This is a genomic window from Cryobacterium sp. TMT2-10, assembly GCF_004403075.1.
Lineage (GTDB): Bacteria > Actinomycetota > Actinomycetes > Actinomycetales > Microbacteriaceae > Cryobacterium > Cryobacterium shii.
On record NZ_SOGW01000027.1, the window covers coordinates 14,778 to 34,694 of the forward strand.

Here is a 19,917-nt window from a genome sequence, read left to right on the forward strand (position 1 = left end):
ACAGGCTGCGCCCATACACTGAGGGCCTCATGCATCAGTCACTCATGGAGCGGTGGAGCCGCGTTTCCCTTCGGTCGAAGATCACCGGCGTGACGGTTCTGATGCTGACGCTGGGGCTGCTCGTGTCCGGCATCGGCACCATGGCCATGCTGCGCCAGTACGTCATCCAGCAGGTGGATGCCCAGCTGCAGGCGGATGCTCAGACCGCGTCGAACAGCTACTCGGCCGCCGCGCTCGGCCAGGGCACCACGGCCGTCGTCTCCTCCGACTATTTCGTCGCGCTCTACGACGAACACGGCAACCTCAAGAACCACACCTGGCGCGAGCGCCCCGCCCGTGAGCTTCCACAGATTTCGATACCGCTGGATCTGCAGACCGTGATCGAGCTCGACGGCAAGACCATGACCCTGAAGGACGGGGCGGGCGACACCCAGTTCCTGGCGGTCGCGGTTCCCCTGGTGATCTCCCCGCAGGGGACGTTGGGAACACTGGTCATGGCCGTGTCCCTGAAGCCCACCGAGAACACCATGGCCACCTACCTCACCATTTTCCTGGGGTTCGGACTCGGCGTCGTGCTCGTCGGCGCGCTGCTCACCCGTCTGCTGGTCACGAGCACCTTCGCCCCCCTCCGCGAGGTGGAACGCACGGCCGCGGCCATCGCCGACGGGGACTTCAGCCAGCGGCTCGGCGGCGCCACCCCGAACACCGAGGTCGGCCGGCTCAACCGATCGCTGAACACCATGCTCAGCCGCATCGACCGCCTGTTCAAGGACCGTGCTCGCACGATCGACCAGATGCGCCGGTTCGTGGGCGACGCCAGCCATGAATTGCGCACCCCGCTAGTTTCGGTCCGCGGCTACGCCGAGCTGTATCGGATGGGGGCGCTGCAGTCCCCTGAGGAGATCGCCCAGGCCATGGAACGCATCGAGAAGGAGGCCATCCGAATGGGCGGCCTGGTCGAGGACCTGCTCGAACTGGCCCGACTGGATGAGACCAAACCGCTCGCGCTTGCCCCCGTCGACCTGATACCGCTGGCCCGTGACGCCGCCCTGGACGCCATGGCCTCCTCCCCCGGCCGCACCGTGACCGTCGTCAGTGCCGCCCCGGCCGAGTTCGACGACACGACCGACCGCCAGGCCATCGACCTCGCGCACTCCACCGGCGAAGTGCCTTCCACCCCCGGGCCGGCCCCGAAAACGGAGGAAACCGCCCTGCCCGCGGGGTCGGTCTCGTTCGCCGGCGCCACCCTGGCCCGCCTGCGCACGCGCAAACCGCGCAAGACGGATGTCCCGACCCCTCCGGCCGAGCCCGCTCCGGAAACAGCCCCGGTCAGTGTGCAGGCCGTGGTGATGGCCGAGGAGAACAAGATCCGGCAGGTCATCACGAATCTGATGGGAAATGCGCTCCGCTTCAGCCCCGCCGACAGTCCGGTGGAACTCGAGGTGGCGGTCGACCGTCGCAACCAGCGGGCATCCATCGCCGTCATCGATCACGGCGAGGGAATCCCGCCACAGATCCGGGACAAGATCTTCCAGCGTTTCTGGCGCGCCGACACGTCTCGCGCCCGGGAGACCGGCGGCAGCGGCCTCGGTCTGGCCATCGTCGCCTCCATCGTGGCCAGCCACAACGGCACGGTGCAGGTCGTGGACACCCCCGGCGGCGGGGCGACGTTCCGGGTCTGGTTCCCGCTGGCCGGTTCGCCGAACGCGCCGCAGCGCCTGGCCCCCACCACGCCGTAGCCGACGCCTCCGGCCGGGCCGTCCCTCCCCAGGCCCGCCTCGGATCGGTTTCCCCGCCACGAGCGGATACCGGCCCAACCGGCGTCGTCGGCTCGTAGTCTGCTCGGCACACTCCCCCCGCCGAAAGGACCATCATGACCCGTTACCAGGTCGACAGCGAAGCCGTTTTGCACACCACCGCCGTAGCCCGGGCCTCGATCGGCCGGATCCAGACCGAGGTCGCGGGGCTCATCTCCCAGCTCACGGCCCTGGAAGGATCGTGGTCGGGTCAGGCCGCCGCCGCGTTCCAATCCGCCGTCTCCGAATGGCGTGCCACCCAGCAGCAGGTGGCTCAGAGCGCCGAGGCGCTGGGCCAGGCCCTGAACCAGGCCGGCCAGCACTACGCCGAGATCGAGCAGGCCAACACCCGCCTGTTCCTGCGCTAGCCGGGCCGCATCCCCGGGCACGCAGAACAGGGCGCCTCCCGGAGGAGACGCCCTGCCCTGTGGAACGGTGTTGCAGTCGTGCGATCGTGCGATGAAACAGTGAAGCGGTGTGGACTTAGAAGTCCATTCCGCCGCCCTGGTCGCCGACCGGAGCAGCGTTCTTCTCCGGCTTGTCGGCGACGACGGCCTCGGTGGTGAGGAACAGGCCGGCGATCGACGCTGCGTTGAGCAGCGCGGAGCGGGTGACCTTCACCGGGTCATTGATTCCCGCAGCGAGCATGTCAACGTACTCACCGGTCGCGGCGTTGAGGCCCCAACCGATGGGCAGGTTGCGCACCTTGTCGGCGACAACGCCCGGCTCCATGCCGGCGTTGAGGGCGATCTGCTTGAGTGGAGCGTCGATGGCAACCTTGACGATGTTCGCGCCGGTTGCCTCGTCGCCGACCAGTTCGAGCTTCTCGAACGCGGTCTTGCCGGCCTGGATCAGTGCAACGCCACCACCGGCGACGATGCCCTCTTCGACGGCAGCCTTCGCGTTGCGGACGGCGTCCTCGATGCGGTGCTTGCGCTCCTTGAGCTCAACCTCCGTCGCGGCGCCGGCCTTGATGACGGCAACGCCGCCGGCGAGCTTGGCGAGACGCTCCTGGAGCTTCTCACGGTCGTAGTCGCTGTCGGTGTTCTCGATCTCGCTGCGAATCTGCTGGACGCGTCCGGCGATCGCTTCGGGGTCGCCGGCACCTTCGACGATGGTGGTCTCGTCCTTGGTGATGACGATCTTGCGGGCGTTGCCGAGCAGGTCGAGCGTAACGTTCTCGAGCTTGAGGCCGACCTCTTCACTGATGACCTGTCCACCGGTGAGGATGGCGATGTCCTGCAGTTGGGCCTTGCGACGGTCGCCGAAGCCGGGGGCCTTGACGGCGACCGACTTGAAGATTCCGCGGATCTTGTTCACAACGAGCGTGGCCAGGGCCTCGCCGTCGACGTCCTCGGCGATGATGAGGAGCTGCTTGCCGGTCTGGATGACCTTGTCCACGATCGGGAGGAGGTCCTTGATGTTCGAGACCTTGGAGTTGACGATCAGGATGTAGGGGTCTTCGAAGACCGCTTCCTGACGGTCGGGGTCGGTCACGAAGTAGGCGGACAGGAAGCCCTTGTCGAAGCGCATGCCCTCGGTGAGCTCGAGCTCGGTGCCGAGAGTGTTCGACTCCTCGACGGTGACGACACCCTCCTTGCCGACCTTGTCGATGGCTTCGGCGATGATGGCGCCGATTTCGGCGTCTCCGGCGGAGATGGAAGCGGTGGCCGCGATCTCTTCCTTGGTCTCGACCTCTTTCGCGTTGGCGATGAGTTCGGCGATCACGGCAGCCGTGGCCTTCTCGATGCCGCGCTTGAGGCTGATCGGGTCTGCTCCGGCCGCGACGTTGCGCAGGCCTTCGCGAACGAGCGCCTGAGCCAGGACGGTGGCGGTGGTGGTTCCGTCGCCCGCGACGTCATCGGTCTTCTTGGCGACCTCTTTGACGAGTTCGGCACCGATCTTCTCGTACGGGTCATCGAGTTCGATTTCCTTGGCGATGGACACGCCGTCGTTGGTGATCGTGGGTGCGCCCCACTTCTTCTCCAGCACCACGTTACGTCCGCGCGGGCCGAGGGTGACCTTGACAGTGTCAGCGAGGATGTTCAGGCCACGCTCAAGGCCGCGACGGGCCTCTTCGTTGAAAGCAATGATCTTTGCCATATGTGTTTCTCGTCCCTCCCGGACGTTACCAAAACGGTGATGGGTTGGCACTCAAAAGGAGAGAGTGCCAAGTGCAATTCTGGCACTCTGGGGTCGAGAGTGCAAGTGAACGCCGGGTGCTACTGGCGCAGCTCGACCGAGCCTCGGTCACCCGGCACCAACTCGATCCAAGTGTTGCCGGCCGCGAGCCGCACCGCCTGGCCGTTGTCGTCCACCAGCCGGATCGGCGCATCCCGGTCGGTCTTGGACCAGGTCGCATGCAGGCTCTTGCCGCCGGCCGACACCCAGGCCTCCCCGGAGCCGACCATCGTGGTCTTGGGCACGTTCGTGGAGGTTTCGTCGATGTCGACCCGCAGGATCAGGACGTTCGTCGCGCGGAGCTGTGCGCCGGAGCCGTCCAGGTCGGGCGTCCCCTCCTGGGAACGCAGGTAGGTCAGGCTCGCCTGGTCCCAGGTCCAGCCGGGCCAGCGCTGGTCGGAGAAACGGGAGTCGACGGCCGAGACGGCCTCACCGTCGGTGGCAGCGGATGACCCCGCCACCGTTGGGGTGTACGAGAACTGCTGTGCGGGGACCGCCACGGTGTCGTTCCGGTCGACCAGCTCCTTCGCCTTCAGAATGACGTTGTGCGGCGCATCGCGTGAGTCTTCCCGGTAGAACACACCGGTCTCGTCGCTCTCCTGGGAGACGGTGACCACGTCGGTGGCCTCCATCAGGTCGACGAACTGCTGCTGGCCGCCGGAGTACGCCACGATGCCGCCGAAGGGCGCAATGATGTCGGGATCCATGGGACGGATGGAGCGCACCGGTCCCACCAACTCGGGGATGCCGGACTGCCACACGGCCACGTACCGGGTCAGGCCGCCCTCCACGAGTTCCTCGAAGACGATGTCGGTGCGCTCGAGCCCGACCTGCGGCCTGGCAGCCTCGTGATTGTCGATCTTGACCGCCAGCGAGGGACTGAGCGCGCTTCCCGCCGGCACGGGGGTGCCCCGCAACGGAGCCAGCGCCGTGGCATCCGGGCTCTCGTCACCCGCAGAACTCTGAGCGGGCGCGGGCGCCAGGGCCGAACATGAGGTCAACGTGAGCAGGAACGGAAGAAGCACGGCACCGAGCATCCGGCTGGACCGGAATTTCTGTGCCGTGCTTCGTCGTCCTGCTTTAGCCGTTCTGTCGCCTGTCACGCCACACACACTACTGCGGCTTCATCGCCGCGCGTGTACGGGAGGTGTATTCAGGGTCCGGCTCGATTGTTCGCCTGAATTGTGCGCTGAATCAGACCGGGCGGACCGATTCGGCCTGGGGGCCCTTCGCCCCGGTGCCGAGTTCGAAGATCACGTGCTGGCCCTCTTCGAGAACCTTGTAGCCGTGCATGTCGATGGCCGAGTAGTGGACGAAGACGTCCTGGCCACCTCCATCGACCGTGATGAAGCCGAAACCTTTTTCAGCGTTGAACCATTTGACGGTTCCGTTCGCCATGTGTAACTCCCTGTTGCTTTGGATTGATCGACACGCGCCCATTGGCCGTACCGGGCCTGGCGCATGTGACTGCGTCCATCCTGTGGGGCCAGTGGAATTCGCCTCTCTCGAGAGCGCCTGATTCAACAGAATGAGCGACCACTAGCCAATTTACGGAAGCTGTACAGGAACGAAAGGGGGTTGACGTAGGGCGCCCGGACGTATAAGCGGGGGCCGGGTAAAGGAGCCTCTCGCCTGCGGTTTCCCGGCGGCGGGGACGCTATCCGCAATTCGTTTTTCGTCATCCGGCGGGTACGTAATCTGCGCCGACCACGACGGTGAGGTCCGCCCCGGAGTCCGCGTAGTCGGAGGACGGCCGCACCCGGGATCCGGGCAGCGACTCGGCCACTCCTCGGGCGGCGCCCTCCAGGCCCGCATCGGCGTAGTACACCGTCGTCGTCGCGACGTCCTCGGTGTCGGCGTTGCCGAGCGTGTCCACGGTCCAGCCCGCCGTGGTGAGGGTCTCGCCGACGGCCTTGGCGACTCCGGCGCCGGGCGTGCCGTTCAACACCGTCACGCTCAGGCTCGGGTCGACGGTCGCGGCGGGGGTCGGGGTCGTGGTGGCGCTCGGGGCGGCCGCCGCGGCAGAGGAGGTGGCCGAGGCAGAGGCTGTTGCCGTGCCCGGCAGCGAGATGTTGAGATTGTTGTTCAGGAGGGCCAGCCCGACGACCCCGAGCCCGATCAGGAGGGCGGTCGCGCCGAGGGCCCACCAGAACGCCACCCAGTGGCGTCCCTTCTTCTGCGGGGCACGATGAGCGCCCACCCGGTCGAGGTGATGCGGGAGGTGGTCGAATCGGTCTTTCGGGTAGGAAGTCGGCATCGTCGTACTGGTTCGATCCTCTGCTGGTGGTGATTCACTGCGGTGCTGCGGTTCAGGGGTACTGCGGTTCAGGGGTACTGCGGTTCAGGGGTACTGCGGTTCAGGGGTACTGCGGTTCAGGGGTACTGCGGCGGTTCGGTCGGGCGGAGTGTGCGACGCGCCCGTGCCTGCTCGCGGGCCTCGCGCATCCGTTGCAGGCGTTTCACCAGCATCGGATCGTGGGCCAGTGCAGCAGGGGAATCGATCAGAACACCCAGCAGTTGATAGTACCGGGCGGCCGAGAGATCGAACTCGGACCGGATGGCCTGCTCTTTGGCGCCGGCCTGCGACCACCATCGCCCCTCGAAAGCGAGGATCGCCAGTTCCCGTTCGGACAGCTCAGGCGCGGGGACCGGAGCCACGGTCGCCTGGGGAGCGGTGCTGCCGTCCACGTGCCACCTCCGTCGTCTTCTGCCATCCTATTTGCAGTGGTCTGCATGCTCGCTGGATCGCCCGCCGCCCGCCATGGGAAACCGCTGCGGGTTCCCGTTCGAGGAATACGGTCGCGGCCGGCCGAGTTTAGGGTTGACAGGTACAGATTTCGGCCCCCTCGGGCCGAAAACGAAGGGACAGGTCATGGACTACGAAGTCGAGAAATCAGACGCCGAGTGGCGCGAGGAACTGAGCCCGGAACAGTACGCCGTCCTGCGGGGGGCCGCCACCGAGCGCGCCTGGACCGGCGAACTGCTCGACGAGGCCCGCTCCGGCGTCTACACCTGCGGCGCCTGCAACGCGGAGCTCTTCAAGAGCGGCACGAAATTCGACTCCGGCTGCGGCTGGCCGAGTTTCTACGAGTCCGTCCGCCCGGAGGCGGTCGAGCTGATCGAGGACCGCTCGCTTGGCGTCGTGCGCACCGAGGTACGCTGCGCGCACTGCGGCTCTCACCTGGGCCACGTCTTCGACGACGGGTTCGGAACGCCCACCGGCGACCGCTACTGCATGAACTCCGTCTCGCTCAGCTTCAAGCCGGCCGAGTAAGCCTTGTCCGCACTCCTCGACGCGGTCAGTCGCCGCCGGTCCCATTCGAAGGTGACGACGGATGCGCCCAGCCACGAGGAGTTGCTGCCCCTGGTCGCCGCCGCGGCCCGGGTAGCCGATCACGGTGCGCTGCGCCCCTGGCGGCTGATCGAGGTGCGCGGCGAGAGGCGGCGGCAGCTGGGCGACGCGTTCGTGGCGGCATCCGGTGTCACCGGCGAGGAGGCGTCCAGGCTGGCCGCGAAGCCCCTGCGCGCCGAGCTGCTCATCGCCCTGATCGTCAGCCGCCGCGACAGCGAGAAGGTTGCGGTCTGGGAGCAGGACGCCGCCGCCGCGGGAGTCGGCCACATCCTGAGCCTCCTGCTCGACGACAGCGGCTGGGGCGTCATGTGGCGCACGGGGCCGCTGGCCCGCACCGACCTGGTGCGCCGGGTGCACCGGCTCACCGACGCGGAAGAGGTCCTGGGCTGGCTCTACGTCGGCGGCGTGCCGGCCGACTCGAGGCCGGGCGTGCGCACGGCCATCGATCCGGGCGAGTACCTCACCGAGCTCTGAGCTTCGGACAGCCCCGTCGGCCGTCCCGTCCACGCTGCTGGCCGCCCCGGCCGAGAGCCCGGTCCGGCGTCGAACCAATTCGACGGAGATTCTGCTGTAAAAGCGCCAATTCAGCCTGTTTGGGAACGATTCGGGCAAAATCTCCGTCGAATTCGTTCGGGCAGGCAGGTGCTGAAGAAGGCAGGTGCTGCCAGGTGCGCCGATTTTCGCTGGCGACCGTGCACCGAGTCACGCTCCGGCACGGAGCAGATGCACGGAGCAGATGACAGAACAGTGGGGCCGGCCACGGGACTTGAACCCGTAACCCCCACTTTACAAGAGTGGTGCGCTACCAATTGCGCCAGGCCGGCATGAGACGGATGCCGCCTCGACACACCATCCTAAATCACGAAGCCGACCTGTGCGGCCACGTCAGCTCGGCGGGGCGGGCCCGCAGCGGATCAGCTGCGGATCAGCTGCGGATCAGCCGGCCGGGACCGGCTCGGGCGTCGGAGTGGAGGTCGAGTAGGTTTCGCCGGCCGACTGGAGCACGAAAGCGGCGAACTCCTTGGGATCGTCGAGCGCGCCGACGTACTGCTTGCCGTTGACGAGCACGGTCGGGGTGCCGGTGATGGCCTCGATCTCGGTGTTCGGCAACGGGCCGGACAGCGCGCGGTCGGTGGACGCGACCACCCAGGACTTGTAGGTCGTGTCATCGATGCAGGCGTTGATCTCGGAAAGCTCATCGTTCACGCCCGCCTTCTTCACCAGGGCCTTGATCGCGGCGTCGTCGAGACCGGCGGTGCCTTCCTTGGGCTGCTTCGCGAACAGCGCGGCGTTGAAGGCGTAGAAGTCATCGGGCGAGTAGTTCGCCACGCACGCGGCGGCGTTGGCCGCTCGCAGGGAGTACTGGGTCCCGGATGATTTGTGGGTCAGGATCGACACCGGGTGGATCTCGACGGTGGCCGCGCCGGAATCGACCCATTTGACGATCTGGTCACTGTTGGCCTTTTCGAACTGGCTGCAGAACGGGCACAGGTAGTCGGCGTAGACGCGGATGTCGGCGACGGTGCCGGTCGCATCTGGCTTGGAAGGAACCGTCTTGGAGTCGGGCTGCAGCGATGACGTCTTGACGGCCGTCATCCCCTCGGCGATGAGGACGCCGTCGCTGGCCATGTTCGCCGGACCGGGACCAGCCGGGCGGATCGAGTTGACCAGGACCAGGGCGATCATGGCGAGAAGGGCGATGCCGGCCACGGCAATGCCGCCCCGCACGAAGACCCGATTGCGCCGATCCTTCTTCCTCTGCTCCACCCGGATCTTCGTGGCCTTCTTGCGGGCCGCGTCACGCCGCTGGTTCTTAGAGGGACGACCATCGCCCGATCCGCCAATAGTCATGAATGCTCGCTCCGAATAGGTAAGTGCAGAGGCAATTCATTTGCGAATGCCTCCCAAAGACTAGGTGCCCAGTCTGGGAATCGCCCAGACGGCGCCTGAGCGCCTGAGCGCGTGAGCGGTGGCGCAGATTCGCTTCTCGACGTCGGGTTCAAACGGCATGACATACTGAAACAGTCGGCTTATACCATCATCTTGGCGGTCGGCACATAAATCCCATCACTACGGATCGTCCGGCACGTACCTGCCGGTGAAGGAGAATACAGATAATGGCTTCAGTCACGTTCGACAAGGCAACCCGTCTCTACCCGGGTTCCACCCGCCCCGCAGTCGACCACCTCGACCTTTCGGTCGCCGATGGCGAATTCCTCGTTCTGGTCGGCCCCTCCGGCTGCGGTAAGTCCACCTCCCTGCGCATGCTGGCCGGCCTCGAAGAGGTCAACGACGGCAACATCTTCATCGGTGAGCGCAACGTGACGGATGTCCCGCCGAAGGACCGTGACATTGCCATGGTCTTCCAGAACTACGCTCTGTACCCGCACATGACGGTCGCCGAGAACATGGGCTTCGCGCTCAAGATCGCCGGCGTCAACAAGGACGAGCGCGCCGCCCGCGTTCTGGAGGCCGCCAAGCTCCTCGACCTCGAGCCGTACCTGAGCCGCAAGCCGAAGGCACTCTCCGGCGGCCAGCGTCAGCGCGTCGCCATGGGCCGCGCCATCGTGCGTCAGCCCCAGGTGTTCCTGATGGACGAGCCGCTCTCGAACCTCGACGCCAAGCTGCGCGTGCAGACCCGCACCCAGATCGCCTCCCTCCAGCGCCGCCTGGGGGTCACCACCGTTTACGTGACCCACGACCAGACCGAGGCGCTCACCATGGGTGACCGCATCGCCGTGCTCAAGGATGGCGTGCTGCAGCAGGTCGGCACCCCGCGCGACCTGTACGCCAAGCCCAACAACGTGTTCGTTGCCGGCTTCATCGGCAGCCCGGCCATGAACCTGTTCCTAGCCGACGCCGTCGACGGTGGCATCAAGTTCGGCACCGCCACCATCCCGGTCCCCCGGGAGACCCTGGCCGGCTCAACCGGCAACAAGGTCACCATCGGCGTCCGCCCGGAGGACATCCACCTCTCGACCACGCACGGCGAAGGCCTTCAGGTTGACGTCGACCTGGTTGAAGAGCTCGGCGCCGACGGCTACCTGTACGGCCACTCGACGGTCGAGGGCAAGCGCACCGACATCGTCGCTCGCGTCGACGGCCGCTCGCACCCGTCCGCCGGCGACACCGTCTACCTCACCCCGACGCCGCACCACCTGCACGTGTTCGACGCCGAAAACGGCCTCCGCCTCGGCGGGGCAGTCGCCAACTAACACCCGGTTCGACATCTGAACGGCCGGACGGCGCGTCAGCTCCGTCCGGCCGTTCTGTCGTCCACCGGTAAACTCGACCCATGAGCGGTTCCCTCAATATCACGTCGGCCACGGCCGACCCTGCCCTGCTCGACCTGCCCTGGGACCTTCCGCTGGATGCCTGGCCGAACGAGAACATCGCCGCCCTCCCCAAGGGCATCTCCCGCCACCTGGTGCGCTTCGCGCATCTGAGTGGCCGCGTCGTCGCGATCAAGGAGACGACCAGCGAAATGGCCAAGCGGGAGTACGAGATGCTGCGCACCCTGCAAAGCCTCGAAATCCCCTGCGTCGAGCCGCTGGCCGTGATCACGAATCGCACGAATGAGGATGCCGAACCCCTGAACTCGGTACTCATCACACGGCACCTCAAGTTCTCCCTCCCGTACCGCGCCCTCTACTCGCAGACCCTCCGCCCCGACACGGCGACCCGGCTGGTGGACGCGCTGGCGCTGCTGCTGGTGCGCGTGCACATGGCCGGGCTGTTCTGGGGCGACGTGTCGCTGTCGAACACGTTGTTCCGCCGGGACGCCGGCGCGTTCGCCGCGTACCTGGTCGACGCCGAGACCGGTCAGCTGTACCCGGGCGGCCTGTCCAACGGCCAGCGCGAAAACGACCTGGAGATCGCCCGCGTCAACATCGCCGGTGAGCTTATGGACCTCGAGGCCGGCGGGCGCGCAGCCGACGAACTCGACCCCATCCGGGTCAGCAACGGCATCGTCGCCGCCTATCGGCTGCTCTGGAAGGAGCTGACCGGTTCCGAATCCTTCTCCAGCTCCGAACGCTGGCGCATCACCGAACGGGTCGAGCGCCTCAACGACCTCGGGTTCGACATCGAGGAGCTCGCCATCAAGACCGACGACCAGGGCACGACCGTGCGCATCCAGCCGAAGGTCGTCGACGCCGGCCACCACCAGCGGCGCCTGTTGCGGCTGACCGGGCTCGACGCGGAGGAGAACCAGGCCCGGCGCCTTCTCAACGACCTCGACTCCTACCGGGTCTCCTACGGCGACCCGGAGGCCGATGAGGAGATGCTGGCCCACGAGTGGCTCGTGCGCGTGTTCGAACCGGTCATCCGGGCCATTCCCCGCGACCTCAAGGGCAAGCTGGAGCCGGCCGAGATCTTCCACCAACTGCTCGACCACCGTTGGTTCATGGCGCAGAACCAGTCCAGGGACATCCCCCTGGCCGAGGCCGTCACGTCCTACGTCAAGGATGTGCTGCGCCACCGCCGTGACGAGGCGACCGTGATCGAACCCTCCACCGGCGAGATCACCATCCCGATCGACGTCACCGACGATGAGACCGCCGCGGCCGCGGATGCGGATGACACCGCCGCCGACGATGCCGCCGATTGGCGCCTCAAGGTCTAGCCACAATCGTCGCCGAGCCGTGAGTAAAGCCCCTATTCCGTGACGGAATAGGGGCTTTACTCACGGCTCGGCGGGGTGCCGTGGCCGCGTGAGGGCGACGGGTGCCCGGGTGGGCGGGAAGGGACGGGACGGGACGGGACGGGACGGGACGGGACGGGACGGGACGGGACGGGACGGGTGCCCGGTTGGGCGGGTGCCCGGTTGGGCGGGTGGGGTCAGGACGCGGCGGCGGCCTTCGCCGCTGCGGCGGCGGCGGACTTGACTGCCTTGGCGGCCTTGGCTGCGGCGCGCAGGCGGGAGACCTCGTAGAGGGTCACTCCGGCCGCGATGCCGGCGTTGAGCGACTCGGTCGACGCGCTGATCGGGATCGAGACGATCGCATCGCAGGTCTCGGTGACGAGGCGGGACAGGCCCTTGCCCTCGCTGCCGACCACGATCACGATCGGGCGTTCGGCGAAGCCGATGCCGAGCTCGGGCAGCTGCGTATCGCCGTCGCCGGCCAGGCCGATGACGAGCACGCCCTGCTCCTTCAGCGACTTGAGCGTCTGGGTCAGGTTGGTCGCCATGGCGACGGGGAGGCGGGCCGCGGCGCCGGCGGAGGTCTTCCAGGCCGACGCAGTCACACCGACGGAGCGACGTTGCGGCACGATCACGCCGTGACCGCCGAACGCGGCCGTCGAACGGATGATCGCGCCCAGGTTGCGGGGGTCGGTGATGCCGTCTAACGCGACGAAGAGGGGCTTGTGGCCGCGGCTGATCGTCAGTTCGAGCAACTCGAGCGGCTGGGCGTACTCGTAGGCGGGCACCTTGAGCGCGAGGCCCTGGTGCACGGAATCGCGGCCGGCCAGACGGTCGAGTTCGGGGCGCATCACCTCGAGCACCGGGATGCCGCGGGTGGTGGCCAGGGTGAGGACCTCCTTCACCCGCTCGTCCATCTCGATGCGCGTGGCGATGTACAGGGCCGTGGCGGGGATCTTCGCCCGCAGCGCCTCGAGAACGGAGTTGCGCCCGGTGACGACCTCATGCTCGTCGATCTGCTTGGCGCGACGGGTCGACGCTCCGCCGCCGCCCGTGTTGCCGGTGCTGGCACCGCGAGGCGCGCTCTTGGGGCCCGCGCCGGTGCGGCTGCGGCCGCCGCCGGCCGCGGTGAAGCGGTCCTGGGCTGCCTTGCGCTTGCCGGCGGGGTGGTACGGACGGTCTTCGGCCTTCGGGGTGGGCTTCTTGCCCTCGAGGGCCTGACGGCCCTGGCCGCCGGAGCCGACCTGCGGTCCCCGGCTGCCCTTGCGCACGGCTCCGGTACGGGACTTGCGGTCTAAGTTCTTCATCAGTCAAAGCTCCAATGGGCACCCGACGGGGTGTCTTCGATGGTAATTCCGGCGGCGACGAGCTCGTCCCGGATACGGTCTGCGGCCGCATAGTCGCGGCCCTGCCTGGCGATTTCGCGGTCATCCAGAAGGCGCTCCACGAGTGCGGTGAGCGCGATCATCGCCGGTTCGTCCGTGGACACGGACCAGCCGGGCGAGAGGGGGTTGATCCCCAGGACCTCGCTCATGGCGAGAACGTGCCCACGCGCGGCTGCCGCGGCGTGCAGATCTTCGGCGTCCAGCGCCGCGTTGCCGGTGCGCACGGTCTCGTGCAGCACGGCGAGGGCCTGGGGGACGGCGAGGTCGTCGTCCATGGCCGCGGCGAATTCGTCCGGTACGATCTCCACGCCGGAGCCCGCGAACCGGGTGTCGGCCAGGCGCCGGTCGGCCCGGTCGAGGAAGCTCTCGATGCGTTCGAGGGCGGCTTCGGCCTCGACGAGTGCATCCTCGTGGTAGTCGATGGTGGAGCGGTAGTGCGCGGCCCCCAGGTAGTAGCGCACGACGATGGCGCGGGCCTGGCCGAGGAGCTCGGCGGCGAAGACGGAGTTGCCGAGCGACTTGGACATCTTCTGCCCGTTGACGTTGACCAGCCCGTTGTGCATCCAGTAGTTCGCGAATCCGTCACCGGCCGCAGCGGACTGGGCGAACTCGTTCTCGTGGTGCGGGAAGCGCAGGTCGAGTCCGCCGCCGTGGATGTCGAAGTGCGGGCCGAGGTACCGGGCCGCCATCGCCGAGCACTCGATGTGCCAGCCCGGACGGCCGGAGCCCCAGGGGGACGGCCAGGAGGCGGACTCGGGCTCCTGGGCTTTATGGCCCTTCCAGAGGGCGAAGTCGCGAGGGTCCTTCTTGCCGCGCGGGTCGGCATCCGCGGCCGCTTCCATATCGCCCCGCTGCTGGCGGGTCAGGACCCCGTATTCGGGCCAGCTCGCGGTGTCGAAGTAGACGTCGCTGGATCCGTCGTCGGCGGGATAGGCGTGGCCGAACTCGATCAGCCGGGAGATCAGGTCCTGCATCTGCTGGATGCTGGCGGTCGCGCGCGGCTCGTAGCTGGGGGCGAGGATGCCCAGCCGCTGGTACCCGGCCGTAAACTCGAGCTCGTAGCGGTACGCGAGCGCCCACCACTGCTCCGTGGTGCCGGCCGCATGGGCCAGGATCTTGTCGTCGATGTCGGTGACGTTGCGCACGAACGTGACGTCGAGGCCCCGGTAGGTGAGCCAGCGACGCAGCTGGTCGTAGACGAGGGCGCTGCGCAGGTGCCCGATGTGAGGGGAGGACTGCACGGTGGGTCCACAGACGTAGACTCCCACGGCGCCGGGCACGCGGGGAGTGAAGTCACGGAGGGCCTGGGCCCGGGAGTCGTACAGTCGCATGGTCACGCTTCCCAGCTTAGGTCAGGGTTCGCGGGGCGTTCGGGGAGAATCAGGGCGGTCGCGATCGCCGCAACGCCTTCGCCCCTGCCCGTGAAGCCGAGCGTATCCGTCGTCGTCGCCGACACGTTGACCGGAGCGTGCAGCAGCGCGCTGAGCAGCGCCTCCGCTTCAGACCGCCGGGGGCTCAGTTTCGGCCGGTTGCCGATGATCTGCACCGCGACGTTGCCGACCCGGAAACCGGCCGCCGTCACCAGTCGGAGGGTTTCGGCCAGGAAGACGTCGCCGTGGGCGCCATCGAAACGAGGGTCCGACGTGCCGAAGATCCCGCCGATGTCGCCGAGGCCGGCAGCGGAGAGGAGCGCGTCGCAGATGGCGTGCACGGCGGCATCGCCGTCGCTGTGGCCGGACAAACCGCGCTCCCCCGGCCAGTGCAGACCCGCCAGCCAGAGGTCGGAGTCCTCGTCGAAGGCGTGGACGTCCATGCCGGTGCCCACCCGGGGGGCGGACGCGCCCGGCAGGGAACTGCCCCGGAGAAGGGATTCGGCCCGGCGCAGGTCCCAGGGGGTGGTGATCTTGAAGGCGAGCGGGTCGCCGGGGATCACGCTGACGGGGTGCCCGGCGGCCGCCACGACGGACGCATCGTCGGTCGCCTCGGCGGTCGCCACGGCGGCGGCGGCCACCAGCATGTCCCGGGGGAATCCCTGGGGCGTCTGCACGGCGGACAACTCGGCCCGGTTCACCGTTCCCGTGATCACCCCGGCGCCAGACACGCTCTTGATCGTGTCCACCACGGCAAGCCCCGGCACGATCCCGTGCCCGGTCGAGCCGACGGCATCGACGACCGCGTCGCACAGCGCGGAGGGAGTGAGCGCCCGGGCCGCGTCGTGCACGAGAACCGTTCGCACCTCGGGCCCGAGCACCGCGAGCCCGCGGTTGACGGACTCCTGCCGGGTCGCGCCGCCCGCAACCACGAGAACGGATGCGTCGTCGCTCACCCGTGCCGCCAGCTCGCGCGCGACGGCCAGGCGGTCCTCCGGCGCCACGACGATGACTTGCGCCGGATCACGCATCCCGAACACGGACACCAGGGCGCGCTCGAGCAGGGTGGCGCCGGCCAGGGGGACGAAGGCCTTGGGCAGCTCGTGCCCGAGCCGGCTGCCGCTGCCGGCGGCGACGACGATGACCGCGACCACGGGCGCGGGGGATTCAGTCATATCAGGAGGCTATCTGGTGGGGTCGTGCGGCAGGGGAAACGCGAAAGGCGGCACCTCACGGCGCCGCCTTCCAACGAGAGCGTGGTTATGAAGCGAGGACCTGGTCGAGAACGGTGGAGGCCTTCTCTTCGTCGGTCTTCTCCGCGAGGGCCAGTTCGGAGATCAGGATCTGCCGGGCCTTGGCCAGCATGCGCTTCTCGCCGGCGGACAGGCCGCGGTCCTGGTCGCGGCGCCACAGGTCGCGGACGACCTCGGAGACCTTGATGACGTCACCGGAGGCGAGCTTCTCCAGGTTGGCCTTGTACCGGCGAGACCAGTTGGTGGGCTCTTCGGTGAACGGCGCGCGCAGCACCTCGAACACCTTGTCGAGTCCTTCTTTGCCGATCACGTCGCGAACGCCGACCAGGTCGACGTTCTCGGCGGGCACCTCGATGGTGAGGTCACCCTGAGTGACATTGAGCTTCAGGTACAGTTTTTCTTCACCCTTGATGATCCGCGTCTTCACCTCGGTGATCGTTGCGGCTCCATGGTGGGGATAAACGACGGTTTCTCCGACCTCAAAAAGCATGTATGGATATCCCTTCAGCAGCGTCTATGATACCACAGCCGTCGGTGGTAGGATTCGCCGCGCCGATTGGCGCGCCGGGCGGCCCGCTCCAGCCAGTAAGCTGGTGCCAAAGCGAAATTTGCAGCGTTTGGCCATCGGGCAAAACGGTGAACTGTTGTGGAGGTCTTGTGAGAGCTCGAATCATCGTGTCCGTCGTCGTGGCGGCCGGCATCCTGTTGGGAACCAGCGGCTGCAATCTGCTGGCTCCGCAGTCGACGACGGCGAAGTATGACGCCAGCGACGGCGTCAGCGGCGATGTGGGCGACCTCGCCATCCGCAATGCGGTCCTGCTGTCCGAGGACGGCTCCACCGCCAGTCTCCTGGTCACGGTCGTGAACACCGGAGACTCGGCGCACAGCCTCAACGTGCAGTACAAGGGGGCCACGGAGAAGGTCACCCAGAAGGTCAACGTCGACGCGAACTCGAGCGTGACCATCGGTACACCGGATGCCCCGACCGTGTCGGTCACCGACGCCGACACCCAGCCGGGCTCGCTCTTCCCCGTCTTCATGCAGTACGGCAACGAGACCGGCATCGAACTGCTGGTTCCGGTCCTGGACGGCTCCCTGGAGACCTACTCCACGCTCGTTCCGACCGCCGCGCCGTAACCACCAGCAGCCGACCAGGCGCGACCGGCCGGGCCCCGCGGGGCTTGGCCGGCGTCGGCACGCCGCGCGAGCGGTCAGGCTTCGAAGCGGTAGCCCAGCCCGCGCACGGTGACCAGCATCTGCGGCTCCGACGGGGTGGACTCGATCCGTGAACGGATCCGCTTGATGTGCACGTCCAGCGTCTTCGTGTCGCCGAAGTAGTCGGCGCCCCAGACCCGGTCGATCAGCTGGCCCCTGGTGAGAACCCGGCCGGCGTTGCGCAAGAGGTATTCGAGCAGCTCGAACTCCTTCAGCGGCAGGTTCACGGTGTCGTCGGACACCGTGACCGTGTGACTTTCGAGGTCCATCCGCACCGTGCCGGCCGCCAGCACGGTGTCGTCCTCGGCGACCTCCTCGGTGCGCCGCCGGGACACCGCCCGGATGCGGGCCAGCAGTTCCCGGGTCGAGTACGGCTTGGTGACGTAGTCGTCCGCCCCGAGTTCGAGGCCGACCACGATGTCGACCTCGGAGTCCTTGGCGGTCAGCATGATGATCGGCACCGAGGAGCGGGTGCGGATCTCCCGGCACACCTCGGTGCCCGGGATGCCCGGGAGCATCAGGTCGAGCAGGATCAGGTCGGCGCCGGTGCGATCGTATTCGCTGATCGCGCTCGGTCCGTCCTCGGCGACCGTGACCTCGTACCCTTCCCGCTCGAGCAGGAAGCTCAGCGGCTCGCTGAGCGCACGCTCGTCTTCGACCAGCAGAATGTGGGTCACGGGGTGTCTCCTATCGCCGCCGGGGCGGGGTGTGGTGCCTCTGGAAGGCGGATGGTGAATGTCGAGCCGCTGCCGGGCTGGGACCAGACGCGGATGTCCCCGCCATGGATCTGCACCACGTGCTTGACGATCGACAACCCCAGGCCCGTGCCGCCGGTGTGTCTGGACCGAGCCTGGTCCACCCGGAAGAAGCGCTCGAAGATGCGTTCCAGGTCGGCTTCCTGGATGCCCACACCCTGGTCGGTGACGGTGATCTCGACGACGCCGTCGTTGCGGCGCACCCCCACTCCGACCCTCGCCCCCTCCGGAGAGTAGTTCACGGCGTTGGCGACGAGGTTGTGCACCGCCATCACGAGTAGTCGCTCGTCACCGTTCACGAGCGCGCCGGACTTCTTGCCGACGGCGATGGTGATCTTCGCCGCGTCGGCCACCACCCGGCTCAGGTCCACCGCGGAGGCGACGATCGTGTCCACGTTAAGGAGTTCGGGTTCGGTCAGGGCGTCCTGGGCCTGCAAACGGGAGAGTTCGATGATCTCCTGGGTCAGCCGGGTGAGCCGGCCGGACTCGGTCGTGAGGCGGCTGGCGAAGCGCCGCACCTGCACCGGCTCGTCCGCGGCCTGCTCGAGCGCCTCAGCCAGCAATCCCACCGCGGCAATCGGCGTCTTGAGTTCGTGGCTGATGTTCGCGACGAAGTCCCGGCGCACCTCGTCGAGGCGGAACGCCTCCGTGCGGTCCTCGGCCAGGAGGAGCACGTACCGTGTGCCCAGCCGGGCCAGCCGCACGCGCACGCGCATGCTCGCGTCGCCGAAGGGCCCACGGGAGAGCACGAGGTTCTCCGAGACCGGCTCGCCGGTGCGTCGCACCCGCTGGGCCAGTTCCAGCAGTTCCGGATGCACCAGCTGGCGGTTCCAGACCAGCCCCATCGACACCGCCGCCTGCGAGGCCTTGACCACGTTGTTGGAGGGATCGAGGACGGCCCCCGCGGTCTCGAGCGCGTCGAGCACCTGGTCGATGCCGTCGGGAACGGCGGGGTTCACGACCTCGGCCGCCCGCCGGCCGTGACGTTCGGCCACGTGCAGCAGGGTCATGAATCCGGCGCCGACGGCGAGGCCGAGTGCCAGCGACACCAGCACAAGCCCTGTCGATTCCATATACCCAGATTACTGATACTTGTTGCGTCGTCTGACGAAGCAACCCGGCGCCCTGACCGATTCAGGTAGTGTTCAGTATCTCGGCACCTGCCGTTCACCTCGGTCCGCGAGGATCGTGAACGGGGCCAGGTGCGTCTCACGTGTCTGCGCGTACCGCGCGCCCAGGAAGGACCACACACATGCGTGAAGTTTTCCAGCAGGAACTCGCCGAAGTGCAGGATCGTCTCATCGAGATCTCCCGCCTCGTCGCGATCTCCATCGACAAAGCCACTCGGGCCTTCAACGAGTCCGACGTGAGTCTCGCCGACGAAGCGATCAGTGAAGACGAGAAGATCGACGAACTGACCATCGAACTCGACGAGCTCGCCATCACAATCCTCGCCCGCCAGCAGCCGGTCGCGCGCGACCTCCGCATCGTGGTCAGCGCGCTGCGGATCAGCGCGTCCCTCGAGCGGATGGGTGACCTGTCCACGCACATCGCCCAGCTCGCCCGTTACCGCTTCCCGGACAAGGTCGTTCCCAAGAGCCTGCGCGGCACGTTCGCGGAGATGGGCGCGCTCGTCACGGCGATCGCGAAGATGCTGACCGAGCTGCTGACGAACGAGGACATGCTCCTGGCCGAGACCATCCGCAACGAGGACGACAAGGTCGACGCCCTGCACCTCAGCGTGTTCGACGCCGTGCTGGGCGAGACCTGGAAGGGCCAGGCCGCTGACACGGTCGACTCGACGCTCGCCAGCCGCTATCACGAGCGTTTCGCCGACCACGCCGTGTCGATCGCGAAGAAGGTGCAGTACCTCGGCACCGGGGCGTGGCAGCAGAACACCAACGCGTAACCCCGAGCGCGAGAAAGTCCCGGAAGCGATCGACTGCTTCCGGGGCTTTCTTCTTAATG

20 protein-coding genes and 1 tRNA gene are annotated in these 19,917 nt (G+C 67.5%); 8 read left to right on the plus strand and 13 right to left on the minus strand.

Features of this window, described 5'->3' with window-relative positions:
• The first annotated feature begins 29 nt into the window (after positions 1-29).
• Positions 30-1,739 (plus strand): HAMP domain-containing sensor histidine kinase, encoded by a 1,710-nt coding sequence (locus E3T37_RS02470; RefSeq protein ID WP_134365270.1) that lies wholly within the window; start codon positions 30-32, stop codon positions 1,737-1,739.
• A gap of 134 nt (positions 1,740-1,873) precedes the next feature.
• The gene (locus E3T37_RS02475; RefSeq protein ID WP_134365271.1) at positions 1,874-2,164 is read left to right on the plus strand and encodes a WXG100 family type VII secretion target; all 291 of its coding nucleotides are present in this window, start codon (positions 1,874-1,876) and stop codon (positions 2,162-2,164) included.
• A gap of 115 nt (positions 2,165-2,279) precedes the next feature.
• Here E3T37_RS02475 and groL read toward each other — a convergent pair whose 3' ends face one another.
• From groL to E3T37_RS02500, 5 genes are all read right to left on the minus strand, one after another.
• Complete coding sequence (groL, locus tag E3T37_RS02480) at positions 2,280-3,899, minus strand: chaperonin GroEL (RefSeq protein ID WP_134365272.1); 1,620 nt, start codon at positions 3,897-3,899, stop codon at positions 2,280-2,282.
• Between the two features lie 119 nt (positions 3,900-4,018).
• The gene (locus E3T37_RS02485) at positions 4,019-5,002 is read right to left on the minus strand and encodes a DUF3048 domain-containing protein (RefSeq protein ID WP_160141116.1); all 984 of its coding nucleotides are present in this window, start codon (positions 5,000-5,002) and stop codon (positions 4,019-4,021) included.
• A 169-nt stretch (positions 5,003-5,171) separates the two neighbouring features.
• Entirely contained in the window at positions 5,172-5,375 is a 204-nt protein-coding gene (locus E3T37_RS02490; RefSeq protein WP_134362230.1) for a cold-shock protein, read from the minus strand.
• A gap of 280 nt (positions 5,376-5,655) precedes the next feature.
• A complete protein-coding gene (locus E3T37_RS02495; protein ID WP_134365274.1) occupies positions 5,656-6,234 on the minus strand; it encodes a LytR C-terminal domain-containing protein in 579 nt (192 codons plus the stop codon).
• 116 nt (positions 6,235-6,350) lie between these two features.
• On the minus strand, positions 6,351-6,665 hold the full coding sequence (locus E3T37_RS02500; protein ID WP_134365275.1) for a DUF3263 domain-containing protein: 315 nt from the start codon (positions 6,663-6,665) through the stop codon (positions 6,351-6,353).
• A gap of 184 nt (positions 6,666-6,849) precedes the next feature.
• Between E3T37_RS02500 and msrB the strand changes: the two genes are divergently transcribed.
• A complete protein-coding gene (gene msrB, locus E3T37_RS02505; protein ID WP_134365276.1) occupies positions 6,850-7,251 on the plus strand; it encodes a peptide-methionine (R)-S-oxide reductase MsrB in 402 nt (133 codons plus the stop codon).
• Between the two features lie 3 nt (positions 7,252-7,254).
• On the plus strand, positions 7,255-7,803 hold the full coding sequence (locus E3T37_RS02510; protein ID WP_134365277.1) for a nitroreductase family protein: 549 nt from the start codon (positions 7,255-7,257) through the stop codon (positions 7,801-7,803).
• A gap of 274 nt (positions 7,804-8,077) precedes the next feature.
• Here the strand turns inward: E3T37_RS02510 and E3T37_RS02515 are convergent.
• Positions 8,078-8,153 (minus strand) — tRNA-Thr (locus tag E3T37_RS02515).
• Between the two features lie 112 nt (positions 8,154-8,265).
• A complete protein-coding gene (locus tag E3T37_RS02520) occupies positions 8,266-9,180 on the minus strand; it encodes a thioredoxin domain-containing protein (RefSeq protein WP_134365278.1) in 915 nt (304 codons plus the stop codon).
• Between the two features lie 266 nt (positions 9,181-9,446).
• On the opposite strand from E3T37_RS02520, the gene E3T37_RS02525 reads away from it, so the two are divergent.
• Both E3T37_RS02525 and E3T37_RS02530 read left to right on the plus strand, forming a co-directional pair.
• Positions 9,447-10,544, plus strand: a complete 1,098-nt coding sequence (locus E3T37_RS02525) for an ABC transporter ATP-binding protein (RefSeq protein ID WP_134365279.1) — start codon at positions 9,447-9,449, stop codon at positions 10,542-10,544.
• A gap of 80 nt (positions 10,545-10,624) precedes the next feature.
• A complete protein-coding gene (locus tag E3T37_RS02530) occupies positions 10,625-11,953 on the plus strand; it encodes a DUF4032 domain-containing protein (protein ID WP_134365280.1) in 1,329 nt (442 codons plus the stop codon).
• 215 nt (positions 11,954-12,168) lie between these two features.
• Here E3T37_RS02530 and rlmB read toward each other — a convergent pair whose 3' ends face one another.
• The 4 genes from rlmB to E3T37_RS02550 all read right to left on the minus strand — a co-directional run bounded on the left by rlmB (position 12,169) and on the right by E3T37_RS02550 (position 16,469).
• Positions 12,169-13,278, minus strand: coding sequence for a 23S rRNA (guanosine(2251)-2'-O)-methyltransferase RlmB (rlmB, locus tag E3T37_RS02535; RefSeq protein ID WP_134365281.1), 1,110 nt, complete (start codon positions 13,276-13,278; stop codon positions 12,169-12,171).
• Positions 13,278-14,693, minus strand: a complete 1,416-nt coding sequence (gene cysS / locus E3T37_RS02540) for a cysteine--tRNA ligase (protein ID WP_134365282.1) — start codon at positions 14,691-14,693, stop codon at positions 13,278-13,280. The genes rlmB and cysS overlap by 1 nt, the downstream gene beginning before the upstream one ends.
• On the minus strand, positions 14,690-15,901 hold the full coding sequence (gene ispD, locus E3T37_RS02545) for a 2-C-methyl-D-erythritol 4-phosphate cytidylyltransferase (protein ID WP_134365283.1): 1,212 nt from the start codon (positions 15,899-15,901) through the stop codon (positions 14,690-14,692). Before ispD ends, cysS begins: the two co-directional genes overlap by 4 nt.
• A gap of 85 nt (positions 15,902-15,986) precedes the next feature.
• Positions 15,987-16,469, minus strand: coding sequence for a CarD family transcriptional regulator (locus tag E3T37_RS02550; protein ID WP_134365284.1), 483 nt, complete (start codon positions 16,467-16,469; stop codon positions 15,987-15,989).
• Positions 16,470-16,636: 167 nt separating this feature from the next.
• Here E3T37_RS02550 and E3T37_RS02555 point away from each other — a divergent pair, with 167 nt between their 5' ends.
• Positions 16,637-17,116, plus strand: coding sequence for a hypothetical protein (locus tag E3T37_RS02555; protein WP_134365285.1), 480 nt, complete (start codon positions 16,637-16,639; stop codon positions 17,114-17,116).
• Between the two features lie 74 nt (positions 17,117-17,190).
• Here the strand turns inward: E3T37_RS02555 and E3T37_RS02560 are convergent, their stop codons facing one another.
• On the minus strand, positions 17,191-17,871 hold the full coding sequence (locus E3T37_RS02560) for a response regulator transcription factor (RefSeq protein ID WP_134365286.1): 681 nt from the start codon (positions 17,869-17,871) through the stop codon (positions 17,191-17,193).
• Positions 17,868-19,022 (minus strand): cell wall metabolism sensor histidine kinase WalK, encoded by a 1,155-nt coding sequence (locus E3T37_RS02565; RefSeq protein ID WP_134365287.1) that lies wholly within the window; start codon positions 19,020-19,022, stop codon positions 17,868-17,870. The genes E3T37_RS02560 and E3T37_RS02565 overlap by 4 nt, the downstream gene beginning before the upstream one ends.
• A gap of 179 nt (positions 19,023-19,201) precedes the next feature.
• On the opposite strand from E3T37_RS02565, the gene phoU reads away from it, so the two are divergent.
• The gene (gene phoU / locus E3T37_RS02570) at positions 19,202-19,858 is read left to right on the plus strand and encodes a phosphate signaling complex protein PhoU (protein ID WP_134365288.1); all 657 of its coding nucleotides are present in this window, start codon (positions 19,202-19,204) and stop codon (positions 19,856-19,858) included.
• Positions 19,859-19,917 lie beyond the last annotated feature (59 nt).

Excerpts from the sequence above, each read along its gene's own strand:
- E3T37_RS02495 (WP_134365274.1), bottom strand. The coding sequence starts at position 6,234 with ATGCCGACTTCCTACCCGAAAGACCGATTCGACCACCTCCCGCATCAC.
- E3T37_RS02565 (WP_134365287.1), bottom strand. The coding sequence starts at position 19,022 with ATGGAATCGACAGGGCTTGTGCTGGTGTCGCTGGCACTCGGCCTCGCC.
- rlmB (WP_134365281.1), bottom strand. The coding sequence starts at position 13,278 with ATGAAGAACTTAGACCGCAAGTCCCGTACCGGAGCCGTGCGCAAGGGC.
- groL (WP_134365272.1), bottom strand. The coding sequence starts at position 3,899 with ATGGCAAAGATCATTGCTTTCAACGAAGAGGCCCGTCGCGGCCTTGAG.
- ispD (WP_134365283.1), bottom strand. The coding sequence starts at position 15,901 with ATGACTGAATCCCCCGCGCCCGTGGTCGCGGTCATCGTCGTCGCCGCC.
- msrB (WP_134365276.1), top strand. The coding sequence starts at position 6,850 with ATGGACTACGAAGTCGAGAAATCAGACGCCGAGTGGCGCGAGGAACTG.
- E3T37_RS02470 (WP_134365270.1), top strand. The coding sequence starts at position 30 with ATGCATCAGTCACTCATGGAGCGGTGGAGCCGCGTTTCCCTTCGGTCG.
- E3T37_RS02475 (WP_134365271.1), top strand. The coding sequence starts at position 1,874 with ATGACCCGTTACCAGGTCGACAGCGAAGCCGTTTTGCACACCACCGCC.
- E3T37_RS02525 (WP_134365279.1), top strand. The coding sequence starts at position 9,447 with ATGGCTTCAGTCACGTTCGACAAGGCAACCCGTCTCTACCCGGGTTCC.
- E3T37_RS02550 (WP_134365284.1), bottom strand. The coding sequence starts at position 16,469 with ATGCTTTTTGAGGTCGGAGAAACCGTCGTTTATCCCCACCATGGAGCC.
- E3T37_RS02520 (WP_134365278.1), bottom strand. The coding sequence starts at position 9,180 with ATGACTATTGGCGGATCGGGCGATGGTCGTCCCTCTAAGAACCAGCGG.
- E3T37_RS02490 (WP_134362230.1), bottom strand. The coding sequence starts at position 5,375 with ATGGCGAACGGAACCGTCAAATGGTTCAACGCTGAAAAAGGTTTCGGC.
- phoU (WP_134365288.1), top strand. The coding sequence starts at position 19,202 with ATGCGTGAAGTTTTCCAGCAGGAACTCGCCGAAGTGCAGGATCGTCTC.
- E3T37_RS02530 (WP_134365280.1), top strand. The coding sequence starts at position 10,625 with ATGAGCGGTTCCCTCAATATCACGTCGGCCACGGCCGACCCTGCCCTG.